General features: G+C 34.6%; 13 protein-coding genes. 6 read left to right on the top strand and 7 right to left on the bottom strand.

Features of this window, described 5'->3' with window-relative positions; genetic code table 11:
• Nucleotides 1–143: 143 nt before the first annotated feature.
• The 5 genes from TERY_RS22515 to TERY_RS22495 form a co-directional block, all read right to left on the bottom strand.
• Nucleotides 144–2,255, bottom strand: a complete 2,112-nt coding sequence (locus TERY_RS22515; protein ID WP_011613945.1) for a TIGR00300 family protein — start codon at nt 2,253–2,255, stop codon at nt 144–146.
• A gap of 519 nt (nt 2,256–2,774) precedes the next feature.
• Nucleotides 2,775–3,071, bottom strand: a complete 297-nt coding sequence (locus TERY_RS22510) for a GNAT family N-acyltransferase (protein WP_047155897.1) — start codon at nt 3,069–3,071, stop codon at nt 2,775–2,777.
• A gap of 19 nt (nt 3,072–3,090) precedes the next feature.
• Nucleotides 3,091–3,273 carry a hypothetical protein gene (locus TERY_RS22505; protein ID WP_044137014.1) on the bottom strand — a complete coding sequence of 61 codons (183 nt, stop codon included), beginning with the start codon at nt 3,271–3,273 and terminating at the stop codon, nt 3,091–3,093.
• Between the two features lie 301 nt (nt 3,274–3,574).
• Nucleotides 3,575–4,456, bottom strand: coding sequence for a hypothetical protein (locus tag TERY_RS22500; RefSeq protein WP_011613943.1), 882 nt, complete (start codon nt 4,454–4,456; stop codon nt 3,575–3,577).
• Nucleotides 4,457–4,947: 491 nt separating this feature from the next.
• Nucleotides 4,948–5,322 carry a hypothetical protein gene (locus tag TERY_RS22495; protein WP_196797142.1) on the bottom strand — a complete coding sequence of 125 codons (375 nt, stop codon included), beginning with the start codon at nt 5,320–5,322 and terminating at the stop codon, nt 4,948–4,950.
• Nucleotides 5,323–5,896: 574 nt separating this feature from the next.
• Between TERY_RS22495 and purC the strand changes: the two genes are divergently transcribed.
• From purC to TERY_RS22470, 6 genes are all read left to right on the top strand, one after another.
• Entirely contained in the window at nt 5,897–6,625 is a 729-nt protein-coding gene (gene purC, locus TERY_RS22490) for a phosphoribosylaminoimidazolesuccinocarboxamide synthase (protein WP_011613941.1), read from the top strand.
• A 165-nt stretch (nt 6,626–6,790) separates the two neighbouring features.
• Nucleotides 6,791–6,904 carry a helix-turn-helix domain-containing protein gene (locus tag TERY_RS33940; RefSeq protein ID WP_155994585.1) on the top strand — a complete coding sequence of 38 codons (114 nt, stop codon included), beginning with the start codon at nt 6,791–6,793 and terminating at the stop codon, nt 6,902–6,904.
• Between the two features lie 1,157 nt (nt 6,905–8,061).
• Nucleotides 8,062–11,088 carry a BamA/TamA family outer membrane protein gene (locus TERY_RS22485; protein WP_370496134.1) on the top strand — a complete coding sequence of 1,009 codons (3,027 nt, stop codon included), beginning with the start codon at nt 8,062–8,064 and terminating at the stop codon, nt 11,086–11,088.
• Nucleotides 11,089–11,655: 567 nt separating this feature from the next.
• Nucleotides 11,656–12,828 (top strand): DNA cytosine methyltransferase, encoded by a 1,173-nt coding sequence (locus tag TERY_RS22480; RefSeq protein ID WP_044137957.1) that lies wholly within the window; start codon nt 11,656–11,658, stop codon nt 12,826–12,828.
• A gap of 66 nt (nt 12,829–12,894) precedes the next feature.
• A complete protein-coding gene (locus TERY_RS37720; RefSeq protein WP_370496132.1) occupies nt 12,895–13,089 on the top strand; it encodes a hypothetical protein in 195 nt (64 codons plus the stop codon).
• Nucleotides 13,090–13,894: 805 nt separating this feature from the next.
• Entirely contained in the window at nt 13,895–14,491 is a 597-nt protein-coding gene (locus TERY_RS22470) for a class II aldolase/adducin family protein (RefSeq protein ID WP_011613937.1), read from the top strand.
• 900 nt (nt 14,492–15,391) lie between these two features.
• On the opposite strand, the gene TERY_RS22465 is transcribed toward TERY_RS22470, so the two are convergent.
• Both TERY_RS22465 and TERY_RS22460 read right to left on the bottom strand, forming a co-directional pair.
• On the bottom strand, nt 15,392–17,497 hold the full coding sequence (locus TERY_RS22465; protein ID WP_011613936.1) for a M3 family metallopeptidase: 2,106 nt from the start codon (nt 17,495–17,497) through the stop codon (nt 15,392–15,394).
• 395 nt (nt 17,498–17,892) lie between these two features.
• On the bottom strand, nt 17,893–18,651 hold the full coding sequence (locus tag TERY_RS22460) for an HAD-IA family hydrolase (RefSeq protein ID WP_011613935.1): 759 nt from the start codon (nt 18,649–18,651) through the stop codon (nt 17,893–17,895).
• Between the last annotated feature and the right edge of the window lie 588 nt (nt 18,652–19,239).

Below are 19,239 nucleotides of genomic sequence, written 5' to 3'. Positions count from 1 at the left end.
GTTTGTAGTTAAGCTTGGGCAAAAATATAGTAGGTTTTAGGACTAAAGTCCGACTACGAGTCTAATTATTCATGTCTTCTAGGAACGAGAGAATGCTCGCTCGCTCAAAACTTTAGCCCTTATACCCTACTATCACCCTAAACTTACACTTTTCCTACAAAATAAGGACTGGTCAACTGATCCAATTGTGTTATCAATAAACTGAGGAATAAACCAACATCTGTCACCACACCTATAGACTCAACGGAACCTCGATCACTCAATTTAGTCACCACTGCTGGATTAATATCTACACAAACCATCTTCACTCCAGCAGGTGTCATATTCCCTACCCCAATAGAATGCAACATAGTTGACAACATCAAAACCATGTCAACACCTTTCAACAACTCAGTGTATTCTTCTTGTGCCTTAATCAAATCCATCTGAGTATCAGGTAAAGGTCCGTCATCACGAATTGAACCAGCTAAAACAAACGGCACATTATTTTTAACACACTCATACATCACCCCATTCGTCAGAACGCCCTTCTCTACTGCTGTAGCAATACTACCACAACGCCGAATAGTATTAATAGTATTCAAATGATGTCGGTGTCCACCATGAACAGCAACTCCCTGTGTCATATCTACACCGAGAGAAGTTCCCATTAGTGATTGTTCAATATCGTGAACTGCGATCGCATTACCACCTAACAAAGCTTGTACATATCCCTGACGAATCAAACTTGCTAAATGCTTGCTACCGCCAGTATGAATAACAACTGGTCCTGCGGTCACTACTACTTTGCCTCCGCGATCGCGTATTTGCCGTAATTCCCAAGCTACTTGTTCAACTACTAATTCTACACGACGTTCACTAGAAACACCAGCAGACATAAAACTGAACTCTTCTTTATTTCGTTTTTCACGGGATTCAGTTTTACGAATAGTGCGTATACCTGCCACATCCACAACTGCTTTTTCGTCAATTTTTAGATCCCTTATCACCTTGCATTTAGCTTGAATATGACCATCGGCTTCCGTAATAGCTATCGCTCCATCCATTCTTTGATTTTGTACCTGTATCCACTGACCTTTTACTCTAACTTCAGTGGGATAAATAGTAGTAACATAAAAATCATCAGGAGCTACACCATCTTGTTCTACTGGCTCCAATTTAGCATCCTGAACATTTTCAGTAGGAATTACTGCACCGATATCAATAAGCTGGCTCATTATTTCTTCCATGATTCCATGGGATGGGGCAGAAACTTTGACTTCAGCAAGGGAAGTGCTTTGACGTTGTTCTCCCAGATTAAAGTTAAGGACTTTAAAACTACCACCACCTTCAACTATTAAGTCTAAAGCTTGGTTAATTAAGCCAGCATCAAGCAAATGTCCTTCCATGCGAATAGTGCGACTTTCGACCTGTACACTGGCATAGCTATCTGGTATAATTGGTTCTGTGACTCGAAGAGTGAGACATTTAGCTGCACCACCTGCTTTGAGGAATTCAGTTAGAGGTGTTTCTATGATCTTGAAACCTGCTTCAGTAATACCTGATTTCAAGTCATCACTAACCTTGTTCATTATAATGGTTTGATTAATATTAACTGCATTGCAAGCAAAGTTCACTGCATCTGCTTCTGCTACTATAATCCGTTTTTCTGGGGGTACTCGCATTTCAATTAGACGATTAGAATAAGAGTCGAATGCGGGTGGATAATAGAGTAAGTAACCGCCAGTTAGAGGACAGAAGCAAGTATCGAGGTGATAGAAACGCTCGTCTATGAGTCGCAGGGATAGCACTTCAATATCAAGCCATTTTGCCAAAAGTGGGTGAGAGTCTAATTCCGAACGGAAACCATATCCTGCCCAGAGATAACGACCTTCTCTGTCTAGGAGAGCATCCCCTGCTCCTTCAAAGGGCAGGTCTTTGGGGAGTTCGTGAACGATGAAACCTTGGCTGAGGAACCATTCTTTGAAGTGGGGTTCTTCTCCTTGGCGTTCTTTGTGGTAGAAACGACTCAGAACTACTGTCTTTCCTAGAACTAGACCTGCATTGGCAGTAAATACCATATCAGGCCAACCTTTTTGGGGTGTTACTAGGTCTACAATAGCGTGTTCTTTGATAATGTCGTGGAGTTTATACCATTGTTCGACAGAGCGATCGCGCGAGGATTTATGGATGTTGCCCTCCATCCAAGGATTAATTACATAGTCCACATCATAGTGGTCAGGGGCACATAAGAGAAAGCGAATTGAATCATTCATAATTAGTACCTGGCAGGTGCTATATGTATAGGTCTACTGACTTTATTTGATAACCAACAGAAAACTGCACTCCTAAAATTATTGAGGAGCATAATTTTACTGTAAAAAGGCTAATATTTTATATTATCACAGTAACGCCATATCCAATGCTATTTTTTTGAACAGGACTTACACAGAAATAGGTCATTTCGCTTAAGTCTTGAAAATATTTGCAGAACTGGCAAATACCACATTATTAGGACTTACACAAAGAAACCCAGTTTTTTTGTTTTGCTGAAGTCCATCTTTATCAGAAACATTGCTTGTTAAATAGGCATTTGCATGGGGATAATTACTGACTCTTTCTTGTCGGTAGACTTAAGAGTTGGATCATATAGTGCTTCTCCCACCCTTGAGAAACCATACCGCTTCAATAGAGACAAATTGTGATAGAATGGCAACAACTAGAGTAGAAGCATTGTAATGCTCTTTAGCAACCTTACGAGCAAAAGAAAAAACCTTGCTAAAAGGAATTTTACCTCAATTTTCTTTTACTAAGACTAGGCGTGACATTTCACAGACCTTATTTTGATCAATTTGGTTAAAGTTAAATCCAGTTTCTTCTATTGGTAATCCAAGAGATGTATTAGGGACAATTCGGTAAGTTCCAACAACAACTTTAGAGTCAATAATTTGCACATAAAGTGATAAGCGATCATAGTTGTCCGGTATCTGCATCCCCAACAAATTTAGTTCGTGATGAAAGATTGCTGTTTGCATCTGGTAACAAAGGTTTAGTTGCTCAGAGGTACTAACCGGCTGAATGGAAATGGTCATGGATAGTCTTTTTACATTACTAAGCTTGAGCAAGGAAGTTTTCCGGATAAAAGTTAACTATTGCTTTTTGTAAATGGCGAAGCGTCTGACAACCATTCCCAATACAAGAATGTATTTCCTTAGCGATATTCTGGTAGTCATAATAACCAGAAGTAACCCACATATCGTAATACTCAGTGAACCCCGTATATTGATTGCTCATTTTCCTTTCTATAAACTGAATGAGTAAATTACAAAAAATAGTCACGACTTAGACAGAAATCAGTTTTATCCACCAAAATTTGTTGTTTGACAGACAATAATTAACGCGATGTACAACTTTTCCTAACTTACGAAATTTAGGGAGTTCTGAAAATAACCTTTTTAGCCTTATATCTATAAGCCTTGGTATTTTCAGATAAAGCTGCAAACCGCGTAATAATTAGGGCAATAAACCCGGTTTTTTGGTTGTTTACATAAGTCTTGACTATTATGAAACCAACTTTGATACAACCTCGTTAAATCTATACTTCTTCTGCTGCACGCTGCATCAACTTTCGAGCAACGGACTGAGTGCCTGTATGCTTGAAGTAGGTTGTAGTCTTATCTAGAAATGCAGCTACAATATCTAAAGCGTCATCGGAAAAGTCGATAAAGCCACCAATACTGCCAAAAATACTTTCTGGCGTTAAACCAACTGACCCGACCAAGTTATCCATCCATCCTTGAACAGCTCCAAAAGTATTAGTAATAAAGCCAAATTTGTCATCTCCAGGAATAGCATCGCTAATTGCTCCAAAAACTGCATTACCTGCAAAAGCACTTTCACCCTCTCCGTCAAGGGTATCTTGTACTTTTTGCAGGAAGTCTGGACCCAAAGGTATTAAACCATCAAGAGAAACTAAAGCTGCCATTCGCATTAGAGATGGACCACTATATTCCTCAGTTAGGTTTGTGACAAATTCTCCTGGCTGAAGAATGGGCAGGCCATTAAGTTTACTATAAGCTATCAATTCTGCTACAATTTTTAGGCACAGGTCAACAGATTGAATGGTGTCAGCTTTGGGAGTTAAGCCACCTAAAAAGCTTAAAAAGGGGATTTTTTCACTGACTATTTCGGCCATAGCTGCTGCAGCAAGGGCGCTGTCTACATTATCAACTAGGTTGTAATACCACATAGCTCCCTGGTATCCATTATCCCCGTCATTGTATAGTTCGAGCGCTTTGTTGCCGATATCTAGAATTCTGTCTGCATCAGACTCCCCTGTAATTATTTCAATAGTTTGGTGAAAACCTATTACGTTTTCCCACTCTCCCGGAACTACAAAATCTAGAGCATTGAGTGTTTTTACCGTTAAATTATCACTTGGTAGTTCATTCAGTAATTCAATAATTGAATCGCTCATTTTTCACTTCTTTCTTTTTTTTTAATAGTTTGCATTTGAGCTACTTTATTATTATTGATTGTATATTGGTCTTGTCAGCAAAGTTTTTTTGATAGAATTCTTAGCATTCTGAAATTATTTGATTAACAGCAGTTATGCAGGTGAACCCAAAAACCCAGTTTCTCGTAGACATCTATTGCTCAAAACAAGGATTTATCGTAGAAACCGGGTTTCTTTGCGTAAATCCTAATTAATTTAGATACAGTAAACTTTACCTGTTTTTTTGTGAAAAATTTTGGCACAGTTACAGGTATTTTTTTTGATTTATATTGAGTTATTATTTCTGTATTAAAGATAGAAAATTATGGTTTTGATTAATGCTTAACTACTTTTGTTTTGATTTAGGAAATTAACAATAGTTAAGTGATCGCGGTAAAGATGCAGATTATTTTTCTAATATCTCTCACTCATCCGCGATCGCCTCTTTTTAAGATAGATAAGATAATTAATGTCTAGCAATGTCTCAAATAACTAGCATATACATAACCATAACAAGGATATGAAATTCTTGCCCAACCATCATGGTAACCAGTAACACGGACATGGGTACCAGGATATAATGCATTTATAACCCGACCCCAAGGATATGTTCTCACCCGCAAATTTTTGTAACGAGTTGTTACTCGACGACACCTGCCATAAGATCTCCTATAAGACCCGCCATGATACCTACCATGATATCGGTGAGCGAGTTTATCTTCTGCTTTAGTTTCAGCAGGAACTTTAGTTACTGACTCATCAACAATGGGAGTCTTTTGAGATGATACTGCTGCTGTAGAAGTAAGACTAATACCAGAAACAGCAGCAATAGATATAATAGTACTCATTGCTACAGATTTTGTCCAACTCATCATGTGTTTCATTTTCTACTCTTCAATTATGATTTCACAATATCTTACTTTTCTTATTTATCCTCTCAGAAAAGATGACCTAAGACATGACATTTAATATTAATTTTATTTAATCAAATGTTGTTATCTGTCCATTGAACAAGATATTTTCTTTTGATGCTGTCATCTATGTTTTTTTGTCCCTATTTTAGTCATAATGGACCCACAAAAATAACTTAGCAATAAACTAAACAAGTACACAGAATTAATTACATAATTAATTACATATTTTGTATAGGCCTTAAATTCTTACACTACATACCACAACTCAAACCTTGTATAGTTAAATAATGACTGTAATGGTGCTTACTATAAATAGTGGAACTCAAGTTAATGGGGTATAGTATTTTTTTTCTCTAACTTATTCTTTGTTACATAAACTCTACATCAAAATCAAAACATTATGTGGCTCTAAAATCTCTGTCAAAATATTGACATTAAATTCATAATATGATAGCTTCATACTAATTTTTTATCACTACTCTATTTTTATTCTTTAGTCAAAAATTTTATGTCATCTCATCAAAAACTTTACGAAGGTAAAGCTAAAATTCTCTATACTACTGACGATCCAGAAATATTGCTAACTTATTTTAAAGATGATGCTACAGCATTTAATGCTCAAAAAAAAGGCACAATAACAGGGAAAGGTAAGATTAACTGTACTATTTCCAGTCATATATTTAAACTATTAGAAACTAATGAGATACCTACTCATTTTATTGATTGTCCCGCATCAGATAAAATGCGAGTCCGAAGGGTGAAAATTCTACCAATAGAAGTCATTGTGAGAAATATTGCTGCTGGTAGTCTTTGCAGACAAACTCTCTTAACAGAAGGAACTATCTTGAAATTTCCCTTAGTAGAATATTGTTACAAAAATGATACTCTACAAGACCCACTTCTGACACGCGATCGCCTCTTAATACTAGAATTAGCTACCCCAGAACAATTAGAGCAAATACGAACTTTTGCGGTGAAAATTAATGATATTCTGATAAATTTCTTTAACCAGTGCCAAATTACTCTTGTGGACTTCAAAATCGAATTTGGCCTAGATAAGCATGAGAATCTAATTCTAGCGGATGAAATAAGTCCAGATAGCTGCCGACTTTGGGACCAATATCAAACCGACCCAAACCAGCGAGTTATGGACAAAGACCGATTTCGTCGGGATCTTGGTAAAGTAGAAACTGGGTATCAACAAGTCCTAGAAAGGATTTTAGCTCATCAAGGTTGAGAGAACCCTCAACAGTGTACAATTCTACATAAAAACTGGGTCTGAAGCATTGCCCTTTTAGGGTAACTTTTTAGTTGATTCTGTTTGAATAAATATGTCATTCTAAATGTTATTCTTAAATTCTTATGATGAAAGCTAAATTTAAGCATTGCACATATCCAAATAATGGGACAAAAATACCGATTGGCCAAGCTATTTGGTTCTGTTCGTGTTTTCTGGAATGACAGTTTAGCTTTCTGGCTTGAAAAAACACAATTTAGGAGAGAAAAAACCTGCTAACTCCCTCGCCACAAAAACAGTTTATTACTCAAACTAAAAAGACTGAAAATAGAGAATGGTTATCAGAAGTTTCTGCTACATCTTTGCAGCGCCTTTGTAGCAATCTTTGAATGATTTAAACTAAGCTGATAAAAGCTTTTCTAAGTCAACCAAAGGTGAGAGGAAAAGTAGATATATTTTACCTCCTAAATTCAAAACTAGAAAGTCATGCACCAACGCCAATGTTTACAAAAGGAGGGTTTAAGTTTAATCAACATAAAGTCTATGTAGCTAAAGTTGACAAACTCAAAATATTTGGCTTTTTTGAGTTGCCTAGTGAACCATTATAAGCTACTATTATTAAAAACTAAGCTGATAGATATTTCTGAATTTTTATAGTATAAATAAATCCAGAAAACTTACCTCAAACTGATAATTCAGTAGGTATAGATTACGGTAGGGATATTGCATAAAATGTCCGTACATGATCAAAAAATTGATACCCCAAAACTGTTGAAAAAACGGATTGAGAAGTGTTGAACATTAAGCAAGTCTTTTTCTCACGAAACTAGGGTGTCTAAATAATATGAAAATGCACGAATTAGGAGGGATAAATTTAAAACAAAATCAAAATAGATAAGGACAGAATTTCTGCATAAATTATCTACTGAAATAATTGGTAAAAACCAGTAAAAACTAAACAATTTTTTTGAAATCTTGGAATATTTTTAGTATGGTAAACATTGCAACCCATTCCCATCTCCTTCTAGAAGGGGAGCAAAAGGGTTAGGTATCTGATGATATGTTGAATAACATGTAGGAATTTTTTATAAGGAAGGAAAAACAAAAAAATACGGTCGTGATTTAAAAGTAATTAGTCGTTGAGAATTAAAATCTCAAACTTTTTTATACTTTAGGTTTATAGGCGATAAGTTAGACCTTTCAGTTAGAGAATAGGAATTTCTTAAACAACTAATACAAAAACTACCGTAGATAAACATAAAGCAATAGATATATTAGTCGCGGGCGGGCAGTCCGAGGTATTAAATGGACGTGGAGGTCAGCTTAACCTACCCCCAAAAAGGGTGAGTGAAGCAGTCAAGGAAACGTCAACCTCCCGAGGAGCTAGGGCTCAGTAGTAATTCCCGTGTCTTTAGGCCTGGGAGGATGTCAATGGTGTGTGGATTGTACGGGATAGTAATTATATGTGCTTGTATCCGTTTTTAGTGGCCATTTTTGCGGCTTTAACAACTTTTGGAATCTCAAAGTCTGCTAATGCTCAAATATTTGGGAGTAGTGTAGATACTGATTTAGTTTTTATATCAGTTAATTCAAAAACACAGTTTGCTAAACTTTTTTCTACCAAATCTTTTTTAGATTTAGGATCAAGTTTCCCTTCACAAAAATTATTTGTTAGTAGGAATAACTTGTTGAGTAAGTCTTGGTCGGAGGCAGAAATAAAGTTAGATTTTGATAATTTATTAAAGATCAAAGAAATTACAAAATCATCTTCTATTTATAAGAAAGAATTGGCTAATTTTTGGGATTTGTATGTTTTGGAAAATCTAGAAAATCCTCAACTAATCCTAACTAATAAATCAACAAAAACTAAATCTGAATTTTTAGTAAATAAACAATTTTCTGTCAGCATTTCTAATCTGGAAATGTTTAACAATAGGAATCAAAATTTTCAGAAATTGGTTTTGTCAAAATCAACAGAAACTAAATCTGAACCTTTAATAAATAAACAATTTACTGCAACTATTCCTCAAGGAAAAATAGTTGAGAATAATAGTCAAAATTCTCAGAATGTGGTTTTGTCAAAATCAACAGAAACTAAATCTGAATCTTTAGTAAATAAACAGTTTATTGCCAATATTCCTCAAGGAAAAATAGTTGAGAAGGAGAGTCTTGATTCTCAGAATATGGTTTTGTCAAAATCAACAGAAACTAAATCTGAACCTTTAGTAAATAAACAGTTTATTGCCAATATTCCTCAAGGAAAAATAGTTGAGAAGGAGAGTCTTGATTCTCAGAATATGGTTTTGTCAAAATCAACAGAAACTAAATCTGAACCTTTAGTAAATAAACAGTTTATTGCCAATATTCCTCAAGGAAAAATAGTTGAGAAGGAGAGTCTTGATTCTCAGAATGTGGTTTTATCAAAATCAACAGAAACTAAATCTGAACCTTTAGTAAATAAACAGTTTATTGCCAATATTCCTCAAGGAAAAATAGTTGAGAAGGAGAGTCTTGATTCTCAGAATGTGGTTTTGTCAAAATCAACAGAAACTAAATCTGAACCTTTAGTAAATAAACAGTTTACTGCCAATATTCCCACTACGGAAATAGTTACAGAATCAGAAAAATATATTTCCCCTCAATCACAACAAGCACAAACCTCTACAGAGGAAGAAGAACCCCTAGTGCTAGTAGCCGAAGTTGTAGTTACTGGAGTAGACGGAGAACTCCAAGATGAAGTTTACCGAGTCATTAACACTCAACCAGGAGAAACAACCACTCGCTCTCAACTACAAAAAGATATTAACGCTATTTTTGCTACTGGTTTCTTCCAAAATGTGAAAGCAATACCTGAAGATACTCCTCTAGGTGTAAGAATTATTTTTAAAGTCGAACCAAACCCTATATTGACTTCTGTAATAATAGAGGGTGCAGAAGTATTTCCTGAGAGTGAAACAGAGAGAATATTCAATGAGCAATATGGTGAAACTTTGAACTTGAAAGTTTTTGAACAAGGTGTTGAACAAGTCGACCAATGGTATCAAGACAATGGTTATGTTCTTGGACAAGTTATTGGTGCGCCCCAAGTTGGTGATGATGGTACAGTTACCTTAGAAGTTGCAGAGGGAAAAATTAAAGATATTCAGGTACGCTTCCTAAATTCAGAAGGAGAAACAGTAGATGAAGAAGGTAATGTCATAAAAGGTCGTACTCGTGAATATATTATCACTAGAGAAATTGAACTGAAAACAGGAGATATATTTCAGCGACAGACTGCAGAAAAAGACATTAGAAGAGTGTTTGATTTAGGAATTTTTGAAGATGTGAGATTGGGGTTAGAACCAGCACCAGATGATCCTAATACGGCAGTTATTGTTGTGAATATTGTAGAGAAAAGTACCGGTTCTCTTGCATTTGGTGGTGGGGTTAGTTCTGCAAGTGGGTTGTTTGGTACAGTAAGTTATCAACAACAAAATATTGGTGGTAATAACCAAAAATTAGGTGGTGAATTTCAGGTTGGTGAACGATTAGTATTAGCAGATGTTAGTTTTACAGATCCTTGGATCGGTGGAGACGATCATCGACTCTCTTACACGGTGAATGCCTTCAGACGGCGAACTATTTCAGTGATTTTTGATTCCGATGATGACGATCAGCGTGATGTCGATTTGCCTAATGGTGATAACCCACGAGTTATTCGTACAGGAGGTGGGGTTAGTTTTACTCGTCCGTTTATCCCTAATCCATTTGTTGATCCAGATTGGACTGCTTCTCTGGGATTAAAATATGAACGGGTGGAAATTCAGGATCGTGATGGTGAAGTTGAACCTAGAGATGAGTTGGGCAATAAATTGACAGTCGATGATTCTGGGAAAGATGATCTATTCACTATTCAATTTGGTATTGTCAATGATCGACGCAATAATCCCCGACAACCTACTTCTGGTAGTTTGTTGCGGTTTGGTGCAGAACAGTCTATTCCTGTAGGCTCAGGAGAAATTGGTTTGAATCGTTTGCGGGGTAATTTCAGTTATTTTATTCCAGTAAGTTTTATTAACTTTACTGATGGACCTCAAGCTTTAGCTTTTAATATACAAGCAGGCCATATAATAGGAGACTTACCTCCTTATGAAGCTTTTGCTCTGGGTGGTACTAATACAGTCCGTGGATATGATGAGGGTTCGGTGGCAGCAGGTCGTACTTTTGTCTTAGGAACTGTTGAGTATCGCTTTCCTGTATTTAAATTTCTTGGTGGTGCTTTATTTGTTGATGCTGCAACAGTATTTGATAGTCAAAGATCTGTTATTGGTAATCCTGGAGGTGTGCGGGAGAAGCCAGGAGATGGCATAGGTTATGGTGGTGGTCTCCGGGTGAATTCTCCTCTGGGTCCGATTAGAATTGATTATGCTATTAATGATGAAGGTGACACTCGTTTCCACTTTGGTATTGGTGAGCGCTTTTAATAGAATTAGAATTGAGAACTCATAACTTATAACTCATAACTTAGAAGTAATCTCTGACTCAAATTTGTTTAATACTTATTAGAGTTGTTGGAGATCCTGGGAAAAGAGGGAGTTAAGGAGATAAAATATTGAAATTACTATAGAGTTATAAATATATATTATATAAGGAATCGTATCAAAATAACCTGAAAAGTTTTTTTGATAGAAGCTAGATTTAACAATTTATTTCAAATTTTACATAGCTCCTAAGCAGGTTCTATATAATAGAATTGTTTGGAAAAAAAGTAACATATGTCAAGAAAAAATTAGCGCTTAGAAATACTAAATATTGAACGGGCCTTAAAACAGGATAAGTTACTAAGGGTATTAACTCTGATTAAATGATCAAGCATTTCAATCCTTGCTCTTAGCACCTTTACTGAAGTATATAAGGACAAAGCTCATGAACACTTTGTTGGAGGAGTCCGTAAGTCTCGTTGGTATCAAAGTGTGTAAAAAATGGAGAAATTTATACTCTACATTTACAGGGCTTTTTATATTTCTGTCTGGCTAAAAGGGAGAATAAAGTTGACTCAAAATAGACTAAAAGCCATAGAATTATTTGCTGGAATAGGTGGCTTTTGTTTGGGAATGAGGGCTGCGAATATTAAGACTATTTGGGCGAATGATGTTAGTAAACTTTGTTGTCAAGTTTATCAAAGTAATTTTGGTAGTAGTTCAATAGTCTTAGATGATATTAATAAAATTAATTTATTAGAAATTCCAGAACACGATATTTTAACAGCGGGATTTCCCTGTCAACCATTTAGTCAAGCTGGTAAAAAAATGGGAATTAGAGATAGACTCAGGGGAACACTTTTTGAACGAATTATTGAAATTATCCAAGCTAAAAAGCCGAAATATTTTTTATTAGAAAATGTTAAAAGAATTTTGACTATGGAAAAAGGGTATCATTTCCGAATTATTTTAAATGCCCTTGCTTCGTTAGACTACTTTATTGAATGGCGAATCATTAACCCTATAAATTTTAGTATTCCCCAGAACCGAGACAGAATTTTTATTTTTGGTACTTGTATTAAGTCTACACAAAAAACTCTCGATCTAGAAAACCTTTCTGTATTTTTAACAGATAATGATATTCAGAGTTTACCTTGGAATGAAAATAGCGAAATAGAACAATATATGAAGGCTATTATTGATTTTAGTAGTAAAAACTATCACTGGGGTATTGCTTATCAAAATCAAATGTATAGTCAATCTTTGCCTTTAATGGCTGATATAAAACCCAGACAAAAACTTAAAGATATTCTACAATATGAATCAGAAATAAACCCACAATTTTATTTTACTTCTGAAACCCTAGAAAGAATCAAACAGAGTAAAGCAGTAAATAGATATTATAATGGTGTGGAAATATTATATAATCAAGGTGGAGGAGCGCGTCTTGGCTATACAATATTTGGCATTAATGGAGTTACTTCTACATTAACTTCTTCTACTTCTAGGCATTATGAAAGATATCAAGTAGGTAATAAATTTCGTCGTTTAACTAATATTGAATATGCTCGTTTAATGGGATTTCCTGATAATTGGTGTCGAGTTGTTAAAATTTATCACCAATATGCTTTATATGGTAATTCGGTTGTGCCTGATTGTGTAGAATGGATATGTAAAAGAATTGGCAGACAAAACTTTAGATTTAAGCCTCAAACTTGGCAACAGTTAACGTTATTTAGTTAATTCAATATTTATCAATATATGAAAGAACTTACTCTATTATTATTTAAAACGGAGACCATAACTTTTGTGAGAGATTTAAGTGTTACTATAATTTTTGATTTGTATGGTATTACTGATGGTAAAGCAGTGGGAACTAACTATTTAGGAAAGAAGTATTTATATACTCCAGGCAGTGCAGCTAGTGGCATAGATTTTCCGGAATTAGAAGTAGATTTAAAGGTAAAATATATAGGACAACCACAATCATCTTGTCCGTTTTAAGATGCTAGTCAAAAAGTTTATGGGTTAGGTTATAATTTACTTATTTTTGTATCTAAAAAAATAGATAATTGCGAATTACAGGCAGGAAGTTTTAATATTCAAAACGCGATTTTTGTAGCAAAGGCAAGAACGGGAAATTATCAAACTATACGGGGTTTAATAGAAATTATCAGTGGTAATGGTAATCAAGATGATGTAATAGGATTTTTGGAATATAGTAATCTCCCTTTAGATTAAATAGGACGTAAAGTTCTAGCTGAGAAAATAATTAGGCAACCTCCACAGCAGGGTTATATTAATATTTCTAATGCTCTATAATGGAGATTACAGTATAGAATAATTATTGTTCAGGCAGTAATAAAAAATGTAGTTGGAGTAGAAAATATTCTAAATTAAAACTGTTATATAGCAATTCTCACAATGGTGAAGAACATTGACTTATCTCATTTCACGGAAGTTAACAGTCAAAATTTAAAATTTTAAGATTTTATTATGGGCTCAAAAGTTTAACTCTAGAGTAGTTTAAATATTTCTTAAAAGAAAGGAATTATGCATAAATAACTAAAAATTCCTAATTAATAAAAAATCAGGCTAATAGATATCCCTATTAATATGATACACTAGACTTGGTTAAAGCTAAACTATAAAATAGCTTATTAATCTAACAAGTATTATATTTCGTTTATACTAACAATTGATATGATACATTAAAGTGGGCTAAAACCTAACTATAAGCTGGCTTTTTACTCGAATTTATTGGGTTTTTTTCTGAGACCAAATCTACATTATTTTAATTATTAAGTTTATGGTTATGGATGAGGGAGTAATTAAATATCATTGTGATTGGATAAAAGGAGAATCTGTGGCGATCGCTCCTATCACTGATTTAATGAAAAAACGCGACTTAATGCATTCCTTAGGATTAATTGGTATTTATGACAATGGCATTGGTTTTGGTAATGTTAGTCAGAGAATAAATAATTCCAATCAGTTTATAATTTCTGGGACTCAAACTGGTCATATCTCAACTTTAAAACCGGAATATTATACAGTTGTTACTGATTTTAATATAGAGGAAAATAGCCTAACTTGTTGCGGACCTATTAAGGCTTCTTCTGAGTCTTTAACTCATGCCGCTATATATTATTATAAACCTGAAATTATGGGTATTATTCATATTCATAATTATCAGCTTTGGCAAAAACTTATGTTTAAAGTTCCTACTTCTAGTCCAGATGTTCCTTATGGTACTCCACAAATGGCAAAAGAAATATTTCGTTTATTTGATGAAGAGAATTTAGGAGTAGAAAAAATATTAGTAATGGCTGGTCATGAGGATGGGATTATTTGTTTTGGAAAAGATTTAGATGAGACTGTTAATATTTTGTTAAATTTAAGGTAAAGTCTACCCTAAGACTATTAGATATGTCCGATAATTAATTTCAAACCCTTAGACTACCTCTGTTGACAATTAGTTTTCAGAGGTGTCTATTTCAACTGTTGCCAACTGCTAAAGAGTCTTTAAAAACATGATAAAAAGGATTCTTATTATATCGCTCTGACCTCAGAATTGAAATGTCTTTGAATTAAAATGAGATAAATTTTAACTTGAATAACTGAAGGTTTTTAGAATAAAAATAGTTAAGTATTAACTCCCAGTGGCGTTAGCAGGGCACCCATAAAGTTATAAAATTGTCAAATTGTTATCCGCCAAATATAGTGTAGCATGCAAAAGTCCTGAAAATTCTCAGCCAAAGGTTAAAAATTCCTACATTGAAGGAGCGATCGCTTGGAACCAATAATATGTCTTTTAAATATAAATTACCTCCAAACTATGGTTCACCTTACACGAAAAAATTCAGTCTCTTTTTGTCTGTTATACCAATTTCCCAAAATATTGTTACAATAGAATAACTATAAAATTATTAATTGATCGCGACTACTCTGTGGCGATATAGCTGCTGCACTTGCTCTGCTCAAATAAAGTTTTAACCCTAAGATAGATATTTCGAGGACTAAGACCCTACTACAAACAAAAAGTTTAAGGTCTCCCTAAAGCAATAAAGGTTTTATAGTTAACTTAATTGAAAAACCCTGACACATAATGATTTTAATGGTGTGTGACGTTAAAGACAGCTAAAAAAACCAACATCTAACAAAAGATGCCGTCACACACCCTATAAATTTTAAATTATAGCAGTTTTCACTGAAGTAAACTATAGTAGAGACGTTCTATTGAAAATCTCTATAAAGGTTTTTGTTCTTAGGAGTGTGTTCTAAACTTGCTCTTAAGCTCTATAATTTAAGCTGTAGCTACCAAACCACTATGCCTTAACAAAGGTTCAGTACTAGGTTCTCGACCTCGGAAAGTTTTAAATACCTCCATCGGATGCAGACTCCCGCCCAAAGCTAAAACTGTATCCCTAAACTGCTGACCACAAGTAGCGATCGCCTGTTCATTTTCCAAACCAGCCTCTTCAAAAGCGGCAAAAGCATCAGCACTCAATACCTCCGCCCACTTATAACTATAATAACCGGCAGCATAACCACCAGCAAAAATATGCCCAAATGCACATAAAAATGAGTCTTCTGGCAATAGTTCCAAAACAGTAGTAGTTTCAGCAACACGCTTACGCACATCTAGCACTGTTTCTTCCCCAGCTGGTCGATAACGGTGATGGAGCTCAATATCAACTAAAGCAAAATGCAACTGGCGCAACATCGCACTACCGCTCATATAATTTCTAGCAGCCAAAAGTTTCTGATAATAATGTTCTGGCAAAACCTCCCCTGTTTCATAATGTTTCGCCATTCCGAATAAAGTGGAGCGGTCATAACACCAATTTTCCATAAACTGACTAGGTAACTCTACCGCATCCCACTCTACGTTATTAATACCTGAAGCACCTCCATAGTCAACTGTTGTCAGCATATGTTGTAAACCATGTCCAAATTCATGGAACAGAGTTTCTACCTCACTAAAATTCATCAAACTAGGTTTACCATCTACAGGCGGTGTTTGATTACATTGTAAATAAGCTACAGGTAAACGCAAAGTAGTTTGACCATTCTCTACAATTTTAGCACGATTTATACAGTCATCCATCCATGCACCACCTCGTTTTTCAGCAGGACGACTATAAGCATCAAGGTAAAAATAGGCAATGGGTCTGTTTGTTTCATCACTAATTTTAAAATAGCGCACATCTTCATGCCATACTGGAGCTTCCCCATCTGCGGCAGTAATATTAATGCCAAATATACGCTTGACTAAACTAAATAACCCATCAAGAACCTGTGGCAGGGGGAAATATGGTCGCAACTCTTCTGTAGTAAAGGAAAATTTTTCTTCTCGCAGTCTTTCTGACCAAAAGCTCATATCCCAGGGTTTAAACTCCTTGGCCTCTGGTGCATTTTGGCTGGCAGCAAACTGTTTTAGTTCTTCTAAGTCTTTAACTGCAGCATCATAACTAACACTGCGTAATTCTTCTAATAACTTTTCTACTGCTTCCACACTAGGAGCCATTTTACTGGCAAGACTCAATTCTGCATAACTATTAAAGCCCAAAATTTCTGTTTTTTGCTGACGTAGCTCCAGAATACGTTCAATTAAAGGATAGTTGTTTAACTTCTCACTAGAAGCACGACTAATAAAGGCTTTATAAAGTTGTTCTCGCAACTGCCGTCTTTTGCAGTGTTGCATGAAGGGTAAAAAACTGGGAGAGTCGAGGGTTATCCGCCAAGGTCCGTTTTCTGGTGTAGCATTCTCGGATCCATTATCTCTGGCAGCTTGAGCAGCTAGACTTAACAAACTGGGTGGTAAACCGTCTACTTCTTCTTTTTCAGTTAAAATTAGGCTAAAAGCTTTGGTAGCATCAAGAACATTATTAGAAAATTTAGTAGAAAGTTCTGCTAGTTCTAGTTCAATAGCATTGAAGTGTTCTCGTTTTTCTCCTTTTAAACCTACTCCTGAAAGTTCTGCATCTTTGATGGCAGCTTCAACTATACGTTTTTGTCCTGAATCTAGGTTTTGCCAGCTATCACTATTACTTAAATTTTTAAAGGTTTGATAAAGAGGTTTACTTTGATTTAGTTTATTAATAAACTCTACTATTTTGGGTTGTACTTGATCATAAGCTTTTCGTAGTTCAGGATTATTTTTAACTCCCATTAAATGTCCTACTATTCCCCAACTCCAGGTTAAACGATCTTCTAATTTTTGTAGAGGTTCTACTAGGTCATTCCAAGTTGGTTTAACTATTAATTCTAAGTTGATTAGTTCTTTTTCTAATTCTGTCAGTAATTCTGTTATTGCGGGTACTACATCTTCTGGTTTTATAGATTCAAAAGGGGGTAATCCCTTACCAATTAGTAATGTTTTTTTTGTAACTGTTGTATTAGGGCTCATAGACTGATTATCTTGATATCCTCATCATTTTTTTGTCTAAAAATATTGTAGCTTAACTACAATATATAGTACTAAATTATATCATGTTTAGAGAAATAAGTATACCGTTTGTAGTAGAGCTTGATCAACAATACAGATAGAGAGATTACCCCAATAGAAACTTTAATTATAACTATTTATTCAAGGGGACATTTTGAAGTGGTTAACAAAATTAATTATATAATTTTATTCTCTCTTATCTCATGTTTTTTTACTGATTATGTGACAAAAGTTTCCTAGTTGATATAAGCATCTATTCCCAGCTATTTATATTTATAGCAGATACAGAGCAGATTATGTACAGCTGTATTTTGTAAAAATTATTAGGAACAAAACCATTTAGATAAAACATTTTTTCAATCTTGGAGAAGCTCTATTAACTTTAGATCGCAATAATTTCTACCTAGAGCATTTCCAGCCAAAATAGTAAATGGTTTTTCTGGTTCTCCTAAATGATTTAATACTAGAGTTGCGCCAGTAAAATTTTGATTAATAGTATAATTATTAACAGTTACAATTGTTTTTAATCCTGTTTGCAAAGCAGCTTGTAAACCATGGTGTGAATCTTCAAATACTATACAATTATTGCTTTGAATATTCATTTTTTCTAATACATAATAGTAAATATCTGGTGCAGGTTTCTTAGCCGGAACTATATCCCCTGCCGCAATTATTTCAAACCAAGAAATACTTTCTTTTCCCAAGGTATTCTCTAATAATGCTGTCACATTTGTAATAGTACTAGTAGTAGCGATCGCTAAACGCATTTTATTATTTCGTGCCTCTGTTAATAATCTTTTTATTCCTGGCCGTAATGGTATAGCACCTGTACTTAATAATTTTCGGTAATAATTTGTTTTACTTGAGTGTAGATTAGAAATCAATTCTAGCAGTGGAATTGACGATTTAAGCTTTGGTTTATACTGACTAATATAAAAGTTAATTCGTTCTTTGCCACCAGAGATCGCCAGTAATTCTCCATATAAGGAAACTGACCATTCCCAATCTAAACCTGCTTCAGCAAAAGCTTGATTAAAAGCTACTCTATGGCCATCTCTTTCTGTATCGGCTATTGTGCCATCAACATCAAATATTAGGGTAAACTGTTCAATCATTTAGTTAAAACTGTAATAATTTTCATATTAGTTTGTCACTTCAGTTATTAGTTATTAAATAATTAACACAAAGTGAATTACTTTTTCGCACAATTAAGATAATTCAATCTTAATTATTCTTATATTTTATGGATCTTGCATGCCAAGTCCCGACCTTAATCTACTACTCAATAGTCAAGTTTAAATTGTTTTAATAAATATTATAAGCCTTATGAGTAATAACTGGGTTATATCCCACAGTCAAAAAGTAACTCCTGGAATAGGGAGTATTTAAATACTGAATTTTATTTTTTTTATTACCTTTAAATAGAAGATTATTTAGTTTCTTTCCTGGTCAAGTTTATTTGATATTTATTAGCTATTACTATTTTTTATAAAGCAAATTTTAAATGCAATCATAATATACTTAAAACCTACCTTCAGATTGGATTTGAGTTATCAGTTAGCTTCCAGAGGGGAAACTGGGTTTTTCACATCCCGTCGCGAAAAATTACCTTTTGGAAAAAGGAGGGTTGAAATACTAAATTTTATTTTTTTTATACCCTGGAAAGGGAAAAAATTAACCTTGTTTTCTGGTCAAGTTTATTT

The organism is Trichodesmium erythraeum IMS101, from assembly GCF_000014265.1.
Lineage (GTDB): Bacteria > Cyanobacteriota > Cyanobacteriia > Cyanobacteriales > Microcoleaceae > Trichodesmium > Trichodesmium erythraeum.
Note: the sequence above shows the minus strand (reverse complement) of the source record. Positions and strands in the feature narration are given on the sequence as shown.